Genomic DNA, 16,588 nt, shown 5'->3' on the forward strand with positions numbered 1-16,588 from the left:
CCTCCTATGCGTGATTGTCTTCTTTTCCTGTCACATAATTTTTGTTGAAAAGGAATAGTTTCAACAACAAGAACAGTGATGGAATAAGCAGACACAATCCCAAAACAAACGCAATGACGAGTGCAATCGCCATTTGTGTACTTGTAAAGCTATCGTAAATCGTTAAATACGGGTACAGTAAATATGGGTATTGGGCAATTCCATATGCAAAGAATGCCACTGCAAATTGGGCAATCAATAAACTAAGCGCTAGACCGTAATTTTTCCGCATCCATATTAACACTACAGTAATAATAAACAGCACGGCAGAAATGGCAAACATCCACCATAAATTAACCATGTTATTGTAACTTTTAGGGTTAATGAATTTCATTTCGTACATAATGCCGAGCGCACTCACCATTAATGGTATCGCCCAAGCAAGCGCGTATTTTCGCATTAAATTTGTAGCTTCTCGATCCTTTGCTTTATGAGCATACCAAGTTAAAAACACGGCTGAAATATAAAGTACCGCTGCGATGCTCAGCACGACAATACTCCAAGCAAACGGACTCGTATACAACGTCCAATAATTCAAGACTGGTTGCCCGTCAACAAGATCAACATAGCCACCAGCAGCAATCGCGAATACAACAGAGAGTGAGGCTGGAATGAGTAATCCTGTTATACCATACGTCAACGTGTAACCAATATGCCCACGTGCGCCATATGATTCAAATGCATAGTAGGAGCCTCGTATTGCAAGAAGCACTAGCGAAATACTAACTGGAACAAGTAAAATCGTTCCATAATAGAAAGCTGTTTGTGGGAAAAATCCAACAATCCCAACAAAGAAGAATACTAAAAAGACATTGGTTACTTCCCAAATAGGTGATAAATAACGTTTAATAATATTCGTTAATATATGATTTTTTCCGATGAGTAGGCTGTAGGCATTAAAAAAGCCTGCACCAAAATCGATTGAAGCTACAATGACATAACCAAATAGGAAAATCCATAAAACTGAAATACCTAAAATCTCTAATGTCATAAGATGTCACCGCCTTTTTCATCATGGCGATCTTCTATTTCACGCTCAATTGGATTCTTTTTGAACATACGGACTAAAACTACAATACTTCCTATTCCCAATACAATATACACACCTGCAAACAATACCAGCATTAAATCCACATGGTTACTCGTTGTGGCTCCTTCTGGTGTTCGCATTAATCCACGTAAGATCCAAGGCTGTCGTCCCACTTCCGCAAGCCACCATCCTGCTTCAATTGCAATAATGGAAAGTGGTCCACCTGCAACAACAATCCTTCTAAACCAACGGCTATGAATAAACTGCCAATCACGTGCTTTCCCGGTTACATAAAGCAGTGAAACGAGTGCCATGAACATGCCAATAAACACCATGAGATCAAAGAGGTAATGAATATACAACGGTGGTCGATCTTCTTTAGCAAATTGATCTAAACCAATTACCTCTGCATTTGGATTATTATGTGCTAAAACACTTAAAGCATAAGGTACTTTAATAGCATATTTTACTTCTTCACCATCTAATACACCCAATAGTATAAGAGAAGCCTTATCTCCCGTTTCAAAGTGCCACTCAGCTGCAGCTAGTTTTTCTGGTTGATATTCAGCTAAATATTTTCCTGAAAAGTCTCCAATAATCGCTGCTGCAATAGAGAAAATCAGTCCAATCTTCATAAGTAGGTATAAAGATTTTTTATGGTATACATGCTTAGAACCTCTAAGTAGACGGTATCCTGCAATGGATGCTAACACAAATGCGGCCGTCATGTAGGCTGTAACGAGTACATGTGCTACCTTTGTCGGCATCGCTGGATTAAACATCGCTAAAAAAGGTTGAATATTTACAAGCTGTCCGTCCACAATGTCAAATCCTTGTGGTGCATTCATAAACGCATTGACAATTGTAATAAACACAGCTGACATTGATGCACCGACAGCAACCGGAATTAATAGTAGCATATGCTTTTTCTGACTATCGAAGCGATCCCAAGTATATAAGTAGATGCCTAGGAAGATGGCTTCAAAGAAAAATGCGAATGTTTCCAAAAAAAGTGGTAATGCAATCGTTTGGCCAGCAAGCTGCATAAAATTCGGCCATAGTAAAGACAACTGTAAGCCAATTGCTGTCCCTGTTACAACTCCGACGGCAACTGTAATAACAAAGCCGCGCGCCCAACGTCTTGCCATTAAAATATAGTGCTCATCATTCTTTTTATACCCAGTCCATTGTGCGATCATAATCATTAATGGGACACCAACACCAATCGTTGCATAAATAATATGGAACGATAAAGTTAGCTCCGTTAATGCTCTACTCCAAAAGACTGCTGATTCATTCACCATTTCATTGCCCCCCTAACCTCCAAATATTCTTCCAAGTATGGAAAGTAGCATGATAATTGCAACACCAAAGCTTAGCCAAATGAGCTTTCTTTCCTGTGACTTATACAACGGCAACACTTCCTTTCCCTTATCCATACCCCCATTTTCCACTATTGCAACGAAAAAAACCTTTATAATGGACCGGATTTTCGGCCTATTATAAAGGTTTCAAATTTTGTTCAAGTATTATACTCACATTTGCCAAACATTTTTCTTAATTCATTCACAATACCATTTAAAGGATGGGTATATTCATAAATATGGTGATTAACCCATTAATATGAATCATCACCAAAACGTGTGGGTGATTTCCGTTCCGACTGGGCGCTTTGTAGCTGTTTGTTGCTAGTCGCTACGCTTTCGCACAGAGCAGAGCTTTCTGGAGTCGCCCAGCCGTAACGAAGATCAACTTATTTACATAGTAGACGTTTTAACAAAAGTCATCCACAACTTTAGGTGATGCACCATTAATCTCCACAAAAATTCGATTAAACAGGCTCTCACCTAAATTAAACAGAGCCCTGAATATGTTTATTGCATACGGTCTTCCTCACGAATATCTGCTAGTGGAACAAAAATTTCAATATGGCGCTTTAAGTTTTCAAATGTTGCAGGCGCGTCACCACCATATTCACCGTCTAAGTTTAAATGAATTTCATCTTCAGTAGATACTTTGACGACACTTGCCTTTTTATAAATTACACGATCATCATTTAAATGCTCGCCTCTCAATGCCATCGCAGCAAGCTGAATAAATTCAGGCAGGTTTACTTTTTTCAATACGATTAAAGTAAAGTAGCCATCATTAATACTTGCGTCTGGTGCAAGCTTTTCAAAGCCTCCCACCGAATTTGTTAAGCCGCATAAAAACATCATGGCATCCCCATCAAACACTTCGCCATCGTATTCAATACGCATGTGTGAAGCTTTAATCGATGGGATCATTTCCACTGCTTTTAAGTAATAAGCTAACTGTCCTAGCATTGTTTTCATTTTACTTGGCACTTCATAAGTTAATTCTGTAATACGTCCGCCAGCAGCAATATTGATGAAATAGCGTTCCCCATTTAATAAACCAACATCTACTGGTAACGATTCACCTTTAATAATAATGTCAACGGCAGTTTCAATATTTCGAGGAATGTGCACGGCACGGGCAAAGTCATTCGTTGTGCCCATCGGAATTAGACCTACTTTCGGCCGGTTCTCAAATGGACTTACACCTGCAACAACTTCATTTAATGTGCCATCTCCACCAACTGCAATAATTATATCAAAGCCACGTTCTACTGCATTTTTTGCAGCAATGGTTGCATCGCCTTCACAGGTTGTTGCGTGACAAGATGTTTCATAGCCTGCTACCTCTAATTTTGCCAATACTTCTGGTAGATGCTTTTTAAACACTTCACGCCCAGATGTAGGATTATAAATGATTCTTGCTCGTTTCATAACATACCTTCCTGCTTCATAAGATTCTATTTTTTTCAACGAATTATTCTTTTAAATGTTGCATTGAAGTCAACAATAGCAAGGCATGTCCTCATTTTTCTGACATGCAGCCATGTGATTTACAATTATCTCAGTGCATCTGTTACTTGCTTTTTAAAATCCTCATAAACATATGTCCAATATGACTTATTCGTCATATTCTCTTCACGAATTTCTGCATATAGCGCTTTTTGTGCATCTTCAAATGTAGGATCTTCTTTATCAGGTAAAGTAGCTCGTTTACTTACTACTAATTCCTGTAATTCTGGTGCTCGTGGTCCCCATTTTCCTACAACCTGACCGGCATCATCTAATAAAATATAAACCGGAATTGCACGGCCACCGTTTGTTAAATATCGATCAATCAAATCTGTATCCGCATCACGTAATACTGCGCGCATGTCTAGTTCTGCTGCCTCTGCAACTCGGCGAATGATAGGATTGTTTAACATTGCGTCCCCGCACCAGTCCTCAGTAATTGTTAAAATTTTTGGTTGCTTGTCCTTCAGTAGTTCGATAAAGCCATCGTTTAGTGGCACTTCGAAGCCATCATAAATACGGAAGCTTTCCTCTTTTAACGTCGTCATATGATCCATATATTGTTGAATTGAAATCGCATCATTGAAATATTGTTGTTCAGTTTTCATTGATAGACCTCCTTAAGTTTTATCATGTTCTATTCTATATTTTGCTATGAATACTCCATTTAGACAACTATAAAGTGCTAATTTGGTATTTTTTAGTCTTAATACGATAAAATTAGATCATCGCCCTAACGTGTGGTTGATGTCCGTTCCAGCTGGGCGCTTTCCTGGGGGCGTCCAGCGGTAACGAAGATCAACTTATTTACATAGTAGAAGTTTTACCAAAAGTCATCCACAACTTTTGGTGATGAACCATAAAATTAAGTTCAATGAGCTTTTTTAATATAACTCCGCTTCGGAAAGGTCAATATGTAATCTTTCTAAACTACTACCTGTTGATACTTTATGGTAATGGGGGCATTTTATCTTGTTATAGATACCTCAAAGATTCTTTAGTATGTATCAATTTTTTAAATATAAAAGGCCAAGAAAACAAATTTGCTTTCTTGACCTTCCGTTGCAATTGCAATTAACGTTTTGCAATTTCTTGTTGTAATAATTTATTGACCATAGGTGGGTTTGCTTGACCTTTAGTTGCTTTCATAATTTGACCAACTAAGAAGCCGATAGCGCGATCCTTACCGTTTTTGAAGTCTTCGATCGATTGTGCATTGTTGTCTAGAACTTCTGTAACGATAGCAAGTAATGCACCTTCATCAGAAATTTGAACTAAACCTTTTGCTTTAACGATTTCTTCTGCAGAACCGCCGTTTACTACTAATTCAGCAAATACCTTTTTACCGATTTTAGAAGAAATTGTACCGTCAGTGATTAATTTCACCATTTCCGCAAGGTTTTCTGGTGTTAATGCAGTATCTTTAAGGTCTTTTTGTTCTGCATTTAAGTATGCAGAAACATCACCCATAAGCCAGTTTGCTGAAAGTTTAGCATCCGCCTCTTTAGCTACCATTGCCTCGAAGAAGTCTGAGATTTCTTTTGAAATAACAAGAACTCCTGCATCATATGGCGTTAAGCCTAATTCTTCAACATAGCGTTTTTTACGAGCGTCTGGAAGCTCTGGAATTTCTGATTTTACTCGTTCTAACCATTCATCATCGATTGATAGACGAACTAAATCTGGTTCTGGGAAGTAACGATAATCGTCTGTTCCTTCTTTTACACGCATAAGAATTGTTTTACCTGTTTTTTCATCGAAGCGACGAGTCTCTTGTTCAATTACCCCACCTGAAAGAAGGACATCAGCTTGGCGTAATTCCTCGTGCTCTAAACCACGGCGAACATAGTTGAAAGAGTTAAGGTTTTTAAGTTCTGTCTTTGTACCAAATTCTTCTTGACCATATGGACGAAGTGAAATGTTAGCGTCACAACGAAGTGAACCTTCTTCCATTTTACAGTCCGATACATCTGAATATTGGATGATTGATTTTATTTTTTCAAGATACGCATACGCTTCGTTTGGCGTGCGAATATCTGGCTCAGAAACGATTTCTACAAGTGGTGTACCTTGACGATTAAAGTCAACTAAAGAATGGTCGCCACTGTGAGATAGTTTACCAGCATCTTCTTCCATATGAAGACGTGTAATACCAATACGTTTTGTGTAACCATCTACTTCGATATCAACCCAGCCGTTTTTACCGATTGGTTTATCGAATTGAGAAATTTGATAAGCTTTCGGATTATCTGGATAGAAGTAGTTTTTACGGTCAAATTTTGTTTCTTGTTCGATTTCCATGTTTAGTGCAAGTGCTGCACGCATTGCGAAATCTACAACATTTTTATTAAGTACAGGTAGGACACCAGGATAGCCTAGATCGATAACTGTAGTATTTGTATTTGGTTCAGCACCGAAATGAGCTGGTGCTGATGAGAAGATTTTTGAGTTCGTTTTTAACTCAACGTGTACTTCTAAACCAATGACTGTTTCAAAGTTCATGTTATTTTCCCTCCCAAATTTGAGGAACTTGTTTATGGAACTCCGTTGCTTGTTCAAAAGCATGAGCTACACGGTAAATTGTTGCTTCATCGAAATATTTACCGATAATTTGTAAGCCTAGTGGTAGACCATTTTCAATACCACATGGGATTGAGATGGCTGGTACACCAGCTAAGTTCATAGGAATCGTTAAAATATCATTTGCATACATCGTCATTGGATCATCAACGTTTTCACCAATTTTAAATGCTGGTGTAGGAGAAGTTGGTCCAATAATTACGTCGAAGTCTTCGAATACTTTGTCATAGTCTGCTTTGATAAGTGTACGTGCTTGTTGAGCTTTTTTGTAGTAAGCATCATACGTACCTGCACTTAACGAGTAAGTACCAAGCATGATACGACGTTTTACTTCATCCCCAAAACCTTGTGCACGTGTTTCTTTATAAAGGTCCATCAAGTTATTAACGTTTTCTGCACGGAAACCATATCGGATACCGTCAAAACGAGAAAGGTTAGAAGACGCTTCAGAAGAAGAAAGAATATAGTATGCTGCAAGTGCATATTTCGAGTGAGGAAGCGATACTTCTTCTACTGTAGCACCTAAGCCTTTTAATACTTCTAACGCATCAAGCACTGATTGACGTGCTGCTTCGCCAACACCTTCACCAAGGAATTCTTTTGGCACAGCGATACGTAAACCTTTTACGTCACCAGTAAGTGCTGCTGCATAGTTTGGTACTTCTACGTCTGCAGAAGTTGAATCGTTTGCATCTAATCCTGCGATTGCTTCAAGTAAAAGAGCGTTGTCTTCAACATTACGTGTAATTGGTCCGATTTGATCTAAAGAAGATGCAAAGGCAACTAGACCAAAACGAGATACACGGCCATATGTAGGCTTCATCCCTACAACACCGCAATAAGCAGCTGGTTGACGGATTGAACCACCTGTATCAGAACCAAGTGAGAATGGTACTTCACCTGCTGCAACTGCTGCTGCAGAAGCACCTGAAGATCCACCTGGTACGTGGTTTAAGTTCCATGGATTTTTTGTTGTTTTATAGTATGAGTTTTCATTTGAAGACCCCATTGCAAACTCGTCCATGTTTAATTTACCGATAGTGACCATACCTGCGTCACGTAGCTTTTTAACTACTGTTGCATCGTAAATTGGCATAAAGCCTTCTAAAATTTTAGAAGCACAAGTTGTTTCTAAGCCTTCTGTCACGATGTTGTCTTTTACACCGATAGGAAGACCGAAAAGTGGTCCACGCTCTTCAAATGGCACTTTATCCATTTCAGCTGCTTGCGCAGTTGCTTTTTCTTCGTTTGAAGCAAGGAAAGCTTGTACATCGCCGTCAAGCTTCGCCACACGTTCGAATGCTTCTTTTGTTAAATCAGCGATTGTTAAGTTACCCGCTTTAATATCAGCTTGTAGCTCCTTCGCTGAACGTTCAAATAACGTCATGAGGAATCCTCCTATGTTTTAGTATTACATGATAGCTGGTACTTTTACTTGACCATCTTCTTGTTCTTTTACGTTTAACATCATTACTTCACGGTCTAAACCTTTTGTTGCCACATCTTCACGCATTACGTTTACTAGTGGTAAAACGTGAGTTGTTGGTTCAACATTCGTTGTATCTAACTCATTTAGTTGCTCTGCGAAATCAGTAATTTTACCAAGCTGTTCAGCAAATTTCTCTGCTTCCTCTTCCGTAATTGCAAGACGTGCTAAGTTTGCCACGTGCTTAACTTCTTCTTTTGTTAATTTTGCCATTTTTCACACCTCCGAATACTCATTCAATTCATTGCTTTTGTCGATAACAATAGGGTTGAATAAAGTTAACCATGCAGATAATCATAACATTTTTCATATTAAAAATCACAACTTTCACCAAAAATAAAGAAACTTTCACTACTATGACGAAGTGTCGTCTTTATAGACTGTTTTTAGAATCCTCCATTAAGACTTTGCTCTTTGTGAGCGGAGCATCGATCGCGTTGTTGCGCTTTCTTATGTATCCGTCACTTTGAGGAGTCTATCCATTTTTGCTTTTCTATCCATCATTTCGGGGAGGCTTTCCGTCGTTTCGATTGTTCTTTCCGTCGTTCCAAGGTTTCTTTCCGCCGCTTTTACTTTTCTATCCGTCACTTCGTACAGGCTTTCCGTCGCTTTTAACCCATATGCATCCCATAAAAAAATATAGTCAGCACATGGCTGACTATATTTTTAATAGATATGGACGTATGGTTCTTTTTCGTTGGCATTCTTTACGATCAATGCCTCTGGACCGTTAATTGAGGTGATACTTACTTCAACATGAATGTTATCAAATTGATTGATCATGACACCTGTTAAATATTGAGTGAATCCAATAATTTCAAGTTTACTGAAAAATTGGATGGGCACTTCAATCGATAATTTTTGAATTTTTTTGTTTTGGTAGAAGCCTGTTCCTACTACACTAGTATAGTTTGAAAAATACTTATCTACATCTTGTTTAAAATTCTCAAAATTTTTGCTATCATCACGGTATACATCCTGTGATTCACTCGTTGGGAACAGTACATATTCTTCATCCATAGCTTTCCAATCAGCTACTTCGTTTTGTCCAGCTTTAGCTACGCCATAGTTAAAATACGTTCCTGGAATAATATCATTGCGCGCTTTTTGTTTAAATAAACCTACTACAATCGGTACATCTTTCAATTCATCTTGGGTTCTTAGGCGGGACACAATTTCTGCGGCCATCTTCTTCCCTTGCTCAATCAGTTCTGCCTCCGAAATTGGTTTCTCATAATATTCCCCATACGTTTCTTTTTGATAGTAATAAATAGAGTTTAAGGCAAGTCCTATCGAAATACCGCTTAATTTTACTTTGTTATCACTAGTTTTTGTTAAATAATTTTGCTCAACAATATGTGATAAATAGATTGGGGCCTTTGTTGCACGTTCCTCTGCCGACATTGAGTCCGTCGTTGGAGGATTTAAGCCGTCCTTCTCTTGTGAACTACGAGCAAGCCAATTTTCTACTGTGGCTTTCGCTAAATATTGCCCCTCTTGGAAGAAATAATTTTCTGTGTCAAACTCATTTTGAGAAAGACGCATTAAACCTGTTTCAACTTCCTTCATATCATATTTTGTAAAAATATTTGAAACTACTAATCCCCTGCTAGCACTTTCTTTATAGGGTGTTAGCGTTCTATAATATGATTTATCAATCTGTAAGCTTGGAATAATTGTTGTTTCCGCTTTTTCCTGTTGCGTCTCCTGTGTTAGCTCTGTCTCCTTCTTATCAGAAGGCACACAGCCGACTAGCATTGCAGCAGCGATAATTGCTGGAATGAGTCGAAATGACTTCATTATTTTAGTACTCCTTTACTGATGTTCAGATTTTGCTTGACGAAATGTTCATACCTATCTGTGGAAAGGACGGACAATTCATCTTACTTTACTATAATATTTAGATCATCACCATAACGTGTGATTGATTTCCGTTCCGACTGGGCGCTTTCCTGAGGTCGCCCAGTCTTCACTCCAATCAATTTATATAAGGTATGCATTTTACAAATGTCATCCTCAACTTTTGGTGATGAACCTGATAATATCCATTATTGGACAAGGTTAAATTGTTCAATCAGGCGATCTTCATTCCAAACTTCAATACCTAACTGCTCGGCTTTTGTTAGTTTAGAACCCGCATCTGCTCCTGCAATAACAAGATCAGTTTTTTTGCTGACACTGCCTGTAACAATACCACCTAACTCTTCTATTTTCGCCTTTGCTTCGTTACGTGTCAATTGCTCAAGTTTACCAGTTAATACGATTGTTTTTCCTGCAAGTGGATTATCCCCTACAGCTACCTCTACCTTTTTACCCTTATACGTCATATTGACGCCTACTTCAGCAAGGCGCCCAATGACTGCACGTGCATCCTCATTTAAAAAATACTCGACAAGTGATGAAGCCATTTTATCGCCGATTTCGTAAATCGCCACGAGTTGCTCCTCTGTTGCTGCCATCACCGCTTCCATTGTTCCAAACTCTTCTGAAACAATTTTCGCAGCCTTTTCACCAACATGTCGTATCCCTAAGCCAATTAGTAAACGCTCCATCGAATTTTCCTTGGAAGCCTGGATAGCATTGACTAAATTAGCCGCTGATTTTTCTCCCATACGCTCAAGCTCGACAAGCTGTTCTTCCGTTAAGTGATACAAATCAGAGACATCATGAATTAAATCTGCACGTAATAATTGCTCAACGACCTTATCACCAAGTCCGTCGATATTCATAGCATTACGCGATACAAAATATTTAATGCTCTCCGCGATTTGTGCAAAACATGCAGGATTTACACAACGTAAAGCCACTTCCCCTTCAATACGAATAAGTTCGCTATCACAAACAGGACAATTTTCAGGCATTACATACGGAACTGCGTCCTCAGGTCGCTGCTCCAGTATTACCCCGACAACTTGTGGAATAATGTCTCCGGCTTTTCGGATAATGACTGTATCCCCTAGACGAATATCTTTATCACGAATTAAATCCTCATTGTGTAATGATGCACGTTGAACCGTCGTACCTGCCACTTGAACAGGGGATAAAATAGCAGTTGGTGTAACAACCCCTGTTCGCCCAACCGTTAAATCAATATCAAGTAATGTTGTAACTACTTCCTCAGCAGGGAATTTATAAGCAATTGCCCAACGTGGACTCTTTGCTGTATAACCTAGCTCATCCTGCTGGGCATAACGATCCACCTTAATGACAATACCGTCAATTTCATAGGCTAAATTCGGACGGTTTTCAGTCCATTTTTCGATAAATGCTAGTACCTCTTCAATCGTTGAGCAGCGTTGGCGCTCTTTGTTTGATGGGAAACCTAGTCCCTCTAAATAATCAAGCATCTCTGCATGACCGTCGATACCATATGCCTCGCCATCTCCCCCAATTGCATAAATAAAGGTAGATAGTTGACGACTCGCTGCTATTTTAGGATCTAACTGGCGTAAAGAGCCTGCAGCCGCATTTCTCGGATTAGCAAATAATTCTTCTCCATTTTCAGCACGTAGAGAATTCAATTTTTCAAATGATTTTTTAGGCATATACGCCTCACCACGTACTTCAATTGTAAGTGGCTCCTTCAATCGAAGTGGTATTGCTCGAATCGTTTTTAAATTTGCTGTAATATCTTCCCCTACAACACCGTCTCCTCGTGTTGCTCCTTGTACAAAAACGCCGTTTTCGTATTTTAAAGAAATAGCAAGACCATCGATTTTCAGCTCGCAAACATAGGAGAATTTATCACCGATTGCTTGACGCACTTTACGGTCAAATTCACGTAAGTCTTCTTCATTAAAAGCGTTTGATAAACTTAGCATAGGGTAATCGTGCGTCACTTTTTTAAAGCCTTCTACCACTGCTCCACCAACTCGCTGTGTCGGCGAATCTGGATAAATAAGTGACGGATTCGCTTCCTCTAATGCAATAAGTTCATGTAATAATTGATCATAAACACTATCTGCTACGACAGGTTTATCCAATACATAATAGGCATGACCGTATTCATGTAACAATTTATTTAATTCAACAACACGCTGTTCAATTTCGTTCATTTAAGTTCCCCCGGTTACCCTTTTTCAATAGGTGCAAATTGTGCTAGTAATCGCTTAATACCAACAGGTTGTGGAAAGGCAATATCTAGCTCTGTACTATCACCCTCACCTTTTACACTAACAACCATACCTGTTCCCCATTTTTTATGGATTGCTTTGTCTCCAGCCTTCCAGCCAAATTGGTCTCCACCAGTTGTTTGTAAACGAGATGTTGCAGGCTTTGTTTTCTGAATTGCTCCAAGTGTACGCTTTTGATAGCCGCCTGCTGAACGATTGCTAGAGGCAAATGGAACTTCAGGTTTCGCACCACCTTTGGAAATCGATTGTGTAATATCCTCCGAAATTTCACCTAAGAAACGTGATACATTGTTATAGCTAGAACGACCAAAAATCGTACGACTTTGTGCACTCGTTAAATACAAACGTTCTTCTGCACGTGTTATACCTACGTACGCTAAACGACGTTCTTCCTCCATTTCATCCATATCATCAAGTGAACGAGAATGCGGGAAGATATTTTCCTCCATTCCAATGATAAAGACAATTGGGAATTCTAAGCCCTTTGCGGCATGCATTGTCATTAAAATAATATTGCCCTTCGATGCATCATCTTTATCAAGTGCATCAATATCTGCAATTAGCGCTAAATCTGTTAAAAAGGCAACTAAGCTCTTATCATCACTACGCTCCTCGAAAGCCTTTGTTACAGATAAAAATTCTTCAATATTTTCTAAGCGGCTTTCTGCTTCAATCGTCTTTTCGTTTTGTAGCATTGTACGATAACCAGATTTGTCAATGACCTGCTCTACAATTTCTGTCACCGATAAATATTCTTGCATCTCTGTAAAACCTTTAATCATTGCATAAAATTGCTCAGCTGAATTAGCAGCCTTCCCTGTAAGCCCCATGAATATAAGATCATTCATAGCATCAAAAATTGAGCGCTCTTGATCAATCGCATAGCGCGCCATTTTTTCAAAGGAAGTTGCACCTATACTACGCTTTGGTTCATTGATAATACGGGCAAGTGATAAATCATCATCATTATTGGCAATAAGGCGCAAGTAGGCAAGTAAATCCTTAATCTCTTTACGATCATAGAACTTAGTACCACCAACTATTTGATAAGCCATATTAGACTTAACAAGCACTTCCTCCATCACACGAGACTGCGCATTTGTACGATAGAGTATTGCAAAGTCATCAAATGAACGATTTTCTTTTTGAATATGCTGTTGGATTGTTTGTACAACGAATTGTGCTTCCTCTTGCTCGTTATACGCTTTGTACAATACGATTTTTTCACCCTCAGCATTTTCTGTACGCAGTTCTTTTGGATAACGTGTTGTGTTATTTTGAATGACGTCATTTGCTGCTTGTAGGATGCGTTTTGTGGAGCGATAATTTTGCTCAAGCATAATGACCTTAGCACTTGGATAATCCTTTTCGAATGAAAGAATATTGCCAATGTCCGCACCACGCCAACGATAAATCGATTGGTCTGAATCACCTACAACACAAATATTTTTAAATTTCTTGGCAAGCATCTGAACAAGTAAATATTGAGATTTATTCGTATCTTGATATTCGTCTACATGGATATATTGGAATTTATTCTGATAGTATTCAAGCACTTCTGGTACACGCTTGAATAATGTAATAGTCGTCATAATTAAATCATCAAAATCGAGTGATTGATTGCGGCGTAGTCTTTTTTCATACCCTTTATAAACCCGGGCAATCGTTTTTTCGTAAGGATTATTTTCATTGATTTGACCCGCATAATCGTCCGCAGCTATACATTCGTTTTTTGCTGAACTAATCGCATTTAAAATCGCACGCGGTTCAAAACGTTTCGTGTCAATATTTTCATCCTTCATTACATTTTTAACAACTGATAGCTGATCAGTCGAATCTAAAATTGAAAAGTTACGCGATATCCCTAGCTGATCAATATTACGTCGTAAAATTCGCACACACATGGAGTGGAAGGTCGATACCCACATACTATCGCCAGTTCCATTACCGAGAATGCCATCTATACGCTCTCGCATTTCACGTGCAGCTTTATTTGTAAATGTGATTGCTAAAATCTTTGACGGATATACCTCTTTTTCGATGACTAGGTATGCAATACGATGTGTCAATACACGTGTTTTCCCTGATCCAGCACCCGCCATAATTAGAAGCGGTCCTTCAGTTGTTTTAACCGCATTTTCCTGTTCAGTGTTCATACCTGCTAATAAGTTTTTCGTTAACTGCTCCATTTCGCACCGCCTTACAAACATTTGTTCTTAGATTATATCGTATTTTTTACAGCCTTAACAGTCGCAAGTGCAGCTTTTAAATCGTCGTAAATAATATTACCAACCACTACTGTATCTGCATATTTTGCCATTTCTGCTGCTTGCTTAGCAGATGTAATGCCGCCACCGTAAAACAGTCGGGTATTTTTCAGTTCATTTTTAACAGCACTTACAACCTCAATATCACCATAAGTACCGCTATACTCTACATAAAATACAGGTAATCTAAATAAATTTTCAGCCATACGTGCGTAGGCAACAACATCATCAATGGATATATCGGTTTTCGCCTTCGTTACTTCCGCTACTTTACAAGTCGGATTTAAAATACAATAACCTTCTGCTACTAGTTCATCCCACACCATAATATCTCCATATTCTTTAATTGCTTCATGGTGTAAATTTTTTATCCACTTTGGATCATCACTATTTAACACGGTTGGAATGAAATAATAGTCATAACCTGGTGTTACCGAATCAATATTAGAAATTTCAAGCGCTATCGGTACTTCAAAGCGTCTTACACGAACAAGCAAATCTAATACGCCATCTAAAGTTACATTGTCTGTTCCGCCAACTATAATAACATCTGTCCCTGATTCACAAATTCTTTCTAGTGCCTCATCTGAAATATCCTTAGCTGGGTCAAGCTTGAACACATGTCTCCATTCTAAATAATCCATCTATTTTACCACCTATCATTTTCTATCTATTCGATTACAAGTATAGCTTATGACTGTCTACAAAAAAATGAAAAAGACTGAGCAGAACCTCTACCCAGCCTCTTTACCTACTATTCTTTTGGTGCTTGAAATGGCTTTTCATCTGGATACAAACGACCTAACATTTCATCATATGTATCGTTCCCATAATCAAAGCAACGACGTACACGCGAAATAGTTGCTGTACTTGCACCTGTTTCCTTTTTAATGGATTCGTAGGTTTTCTTTAAACGTAGTAAATGCGCAACCTCAAAGCGTTGTGCTAACGATTGAATTTCACTAATCGTACATAAATCATCAAAAAACTTATAGCATTCTTCGATGTCTTTCAGCTCTAACACTGCTTTAAATAACTGATCTGTTTGATGCCCACGAATTTTTTCGATTTGCATGCAATCTTCCTCCCTTTAAGGCTGCGTTTTCACCATTGCTTTTAATCCTGGTGAAGTTGGTATGAAGTGAACCCAAGACTTCCCTGGTACTAGCTTCACAAGTTCCCCAGACTCTTCTACAGCCATTGGTATTCCATCAATATTAGCCCATTTGACTTCTCTCATATAGCCATTTTGAAATACATACGCATTTCCACCAGAAGTTAAATCAATTTCTTGGCGCCCCTCATTATCAATCGTTCGATGTTTCATTTCAAAAAATAGAACATTTGCAATTGATAATGTGTCGCCTGTTAACATATCCTTTGTGTCTACGCCAGCCGATTGTCGTCCATAACGATTACTTTGATGATCATACAAATACGAATTATGGAAATACTCACTATTTCCGTAGGTAACGTCAACTCGACTTGTTTCAATGCCTATTTTACCACGTTCATCGGGTTCATAAAAAGCCTGACTTACTTTTTCACGATAACTCATTGAAGCGTTCACTTTTTCCGCTCCATTTACTATATTTTCAGACGTAATATATGAGTTGTGTGGAGCAACACGATCTTTTGAACGTTTAAAAAGTATCCCATCATAATCCATGCCATTTATATTGTCGACTACATTATTAGTAAGCATCGATTTTGCCTCAGGGCTATAGCCGTGTGCTACATAAAATGCATCAAAGCCTTTTGCAAGATCAATAAAATAAGATCGAGCACTACGAACTGGCCCTACAGTTTCTGGCAGTTCACTTTGATACACTGCTAATAAACGCGTAACATCGCCTTCAGCTAGCATTTCATAAATAATATCCGCCGCTTCAATTCCTGATTGTGGACGTGCTTTCGGGTGATTATTAATTGTAACCATAATTGGGCGTTGCGTAATTTCTTCCTTCACAGCTTCACCTGTTAATGGAGCAACCTTATCCCCCTTTTGAGCAGGCTCTTCAATAGCAGTTTCTTCATCAACCTTGTTCGTATCATCTTCCTTTACTTCCGACGAATCTTTAGAACATCCTCCTATCAACAAAGTACTAAAAGCCATTGCGATAAATAGTTTCTTCGATTTGAACACAAGCATTACTCTCCTTTAATCAATTACATCTAACTGT

The 16,588-nt window shown here is 38.6% G+C and carries 14 protein-coding genes; all 14 read right to left on the bottom strand.

Translation table 11 applies throughout. From position 1 onward, the window contains the following. Positions 1-4: 4 nt before the first annotated feature. Positions 5-1,030, bottom strand: coding sequence for a cytochrome d ubiquinol oxidase subunit II (locus tag ABE34_RS16635; RefSeq protein WP_197143590.1), 1,026 nt, complete (start codon positions 1,028-1,030; stop codon positions 5-7). Beyond that, positions 1,027-2,373, bottom strand: coding sequence for a cytochrome ubiquinol oxidase subunit I (locus ABE34_RS16640; protein WP_197143591.1), 1,347 nt, complete (start codon positions 2,371-2,373; stop codon positions 1,027-1,029). The genes ABE34_RS16635 and ABE34_RS16640 overlap by 4 nt, the downstream gene beginning before the upstream one ends. A 12-nt stretch (positions 2,374-2,385) precedes the next feature. Further along, complete coding sequence (locus tag ABE34_RS25485; protein ID WP_276569507.1) at positions 2,386-2,508, bottom strand: hypothetical protein; 123 nt, start codon at positions 2,506-2,508, stop codon at positions 2,386-2,388. A 435-nt stretch (positions 2,509-2,943) separates the two neighbouring features. Beyond that, positions 2,944-3,861: a diacylglycerol kinase gene (locus ABE34_RS16645; RefSeq protein ID WP_197143592.1), complete on the bottom strand. Its 918-nt coding sequence runs from the start codon at positions 3,859-3,861 to the stop codon at positions 2,944-2,946. Between the two features lie 125 nt (positions 3,862-3,986). After that, on the bottom strand, positions 3,987-4,547 hold the full coding sequence (locus ABE34_RS16650) for a thioredoxin family protein (protein WP_197143593.1): 561 nt from the start codon (positions 4,545-4,547) through the stop codon (positions 3,987-3,989). Positions 4,548-5,013: 466 nt separating this feature from the next. Next, complete coding sequence (gatB, locus tag ABE34_RS16655; protein ID WP_197143594.1) at positions 5,014-6,441, bottom strand: Asp-tRNA(Asn)/Glu-tRNA(Gln) amidotransferase subunit GatB; 1,428 nt, start codon at positions 6,439-6,441, stop codon at positions 5,014-5,016. Position 6,442: 1 nt separating this feature from the next. Beyond that, positions 6,443-7,906 (bottom strand): Asp-tRNA(Asn)/Glu-tRNA(Gln) amidotransferase subunit GatA, encoded by a 1,464-nt coding sequence (gene gatA, locus ABE34_RS16660; RefSeq protein ID WP_197143595.1) that lies wholly within the window; start codon positions 7,904-7,906, stop codon positions 6,443-6,445. A gap of 24 nt (positions 7,907-7,930) precedes the next feature. Then, positions 7,931-8,218 carry an Asp-tRNA(Asn)/Glu-tRNA(Gln) amidotransferase subunit GatC gene (gene gatC / locus ABE34_RS16665; protein WP_010857153.1) on the bottom strand — a complete coding sequence of 96 codons (288 nt, stop codon included), beginning with the start codon at positions 8,216-8,218 and terminating at the stop codon, positions 7,931-7,933. Between the two features lie 453 nt (positions 8,219-8,671). Then, positions 8,672-9,805 (bottom strand): CamS family sex pheromone protein, encoded by a 1,134-nt coding sequence (locus tag ABE34_RS16675; RefSeq protein WP_197143597.1) that lies wholly within the window; start codon positions 9,803-9,805, stop codon positions 8,672-8,674. A 248-nt stretch (positions 9,806-10,053) separates the two neighbouring features. After that, positions 10,054-12,060, bottom strand: coding sequence for an NAD-dependent DNA ligase LigA (gene ligA / locus ABE34_RS16680; protein ID WP_197143598.1), 2,007 nt, complete (start codon positions 12,058-12,060; stop codon positions 10,054-10,056). A 14-nt stretch (positions 12,061-12,074) separates the two neighbouring features. Continuing rightward, positions 12,075-14,327 (bottom strand): DNA helicase PcrA, encoded by a 2,253-nt coding sequence (gene pcrA / locus ABE34_RS16685; RefSeq protein WP_197143599.1) that lies wholly within the window; start codon positions 14,325-14,327, stop codon positions 12,075-12,077. Positions 14,328-14,359: 32 nt separating this feature from the next. Then, on the bottom strand, positions 14,360-15,049 hold the full coding sequence (locus tag ABE34_RS16690; protein WP_197143600.1) for a heptaprenylglyceryl phosphate synthase: 690 nt from the start codon (positions 15,047-15,049) through the stop codon (positions 14,360-14,362). Between the two features lie 110 nt (positions 15,050-15,159). After that, positions 15,160-15,480 carry a YerC/YecD family TrpR-related protein gene (locus ABE34_RS16695; RefSeq protein WP_004225717.1) on the bottom strand — a complete coding sequence of 107 codons (321 nt, stop codon included), beginning with the start codon at positions 15,478-15,480 and terminating at the stop codon, positions 15,160-15,162. A 15-nt stretch (positions 15,481-15,495) separates the two neighbouring features. Further along, on the bottom strand, positions 15,496-16,551 hold the full coding sequence (locus tag ABE34_RS16700; RefSeq protein WP_346655577.1) for a DUF3048 domain-containing protein: 1,056 nt from the start codon (positions 16,549-16,551) through the stop codon (positions 15,496-15,498). Positions 16,552-16,588: the final 37 nt, after the last annotated feature.

Origin of the sequence: Lysinibacillus sphaericus (assembly GCF_015844675.1) — a bacterium.
Lineage (GTDB): Bacteria > Bacillota > Bacilli > Bacillales_A > Planococcaceae > Lysinibacillus > Lysinibacillus sphaericus_E.

Excerpts from the sequence above, each read along its gene's own strand:
- ABE34_RS16635 (WP_197143590.1), bottom strand. The coding sequence starts at position 1,030 with ATGACATTAGAGATTTTAGGTATTTCAGTTTTATGGATTTTCCTATTT.
- ABE34_RS16640 (WP_197143591.1), bottom strand. The coding sequence starts at position 2,373 with ATGGTGAATGAATCAGCAGTCTTTTGGAGTAGAGCATTAACGGAGCTA.
- ABE34_RS25485 (WP_276569507.1), bottom strand. The coding sequence starts at position 2,508 with ATGGATAAGGGAAAGGAAGTGTTGCCGTTGTATAAGTCACAGGAAAGA.
- ABE34_RS16645 (WP_197143592.1), bottom strand. The coding sequence starts at position 3,861 with ATGAAACGAGCAAGAATCATTTATAATCCTACATCTGGGCGTGAAGTG.
- ABE34_RS16650 (WP_197143593.1), bottom strand. The coding sequence starts at position 4,547 with ATGAAAACTGAACAACAATATTTCAATGATGCGATTTCAATTCAACAA.
- gatB (WP_197143594.1), bottom strand. The coding sequence starts at position 6,441 with ATGAACTTTGAAACAGTCATTGGTTTAGAAGTACACGTTGAGTTAAAA.
- gatA (WP_197143595.1), bottom strand. The coding sequence starts at position 7,906 with ATGACGTTATTTGAACGTTCAGCGAAGGAGCTACAAGCTGATATTAAA.
- gatC (WP_010857153.1), bottom strand. The coding sequence starts at position 8,218 with ATGGCAAAATTAACAAAAGAAGAAGTTAAGCACGTGGCAAACTTAGCA.
- ABE34_RS16675 (WP_197143597.1), bottom strand. The coding sequence starts at position 9,805 with ATGAAGTCATTTCGACTCATTCCAGCAATTATCGCTGCTGCAATGCTA.
- ligA (WP_197143598.1), bottom strand. The coding sequence starts at position 12,060 with ATGAACGAAATTGAACAGCGTGTTGTTGAATTAAATAAATTGTTACAT.
- pcrA (WP_197143599.1), bottom strand. The coding sequence starts at position 14,327 with ATGGAGCAGTTAACGAAAAACTTATTAGCAGGTATGAACACTGAACAG.
- ABE34_RS16690 (WP_197143600.1), bottom strand. The coding sequence starts at position 15,049 with ATGGATTATTTAGAATGGAGACATGTGTTCAAGCTTGACCCAGCTAAG.
- ABE34_RS16695 (WP_004225717.1), bottom strand. The coding sequence starts at position 15,480 with ATGCAAATCGAAAAAATTCGTGGGCATCAAACAGATCAGTTATTTAAA.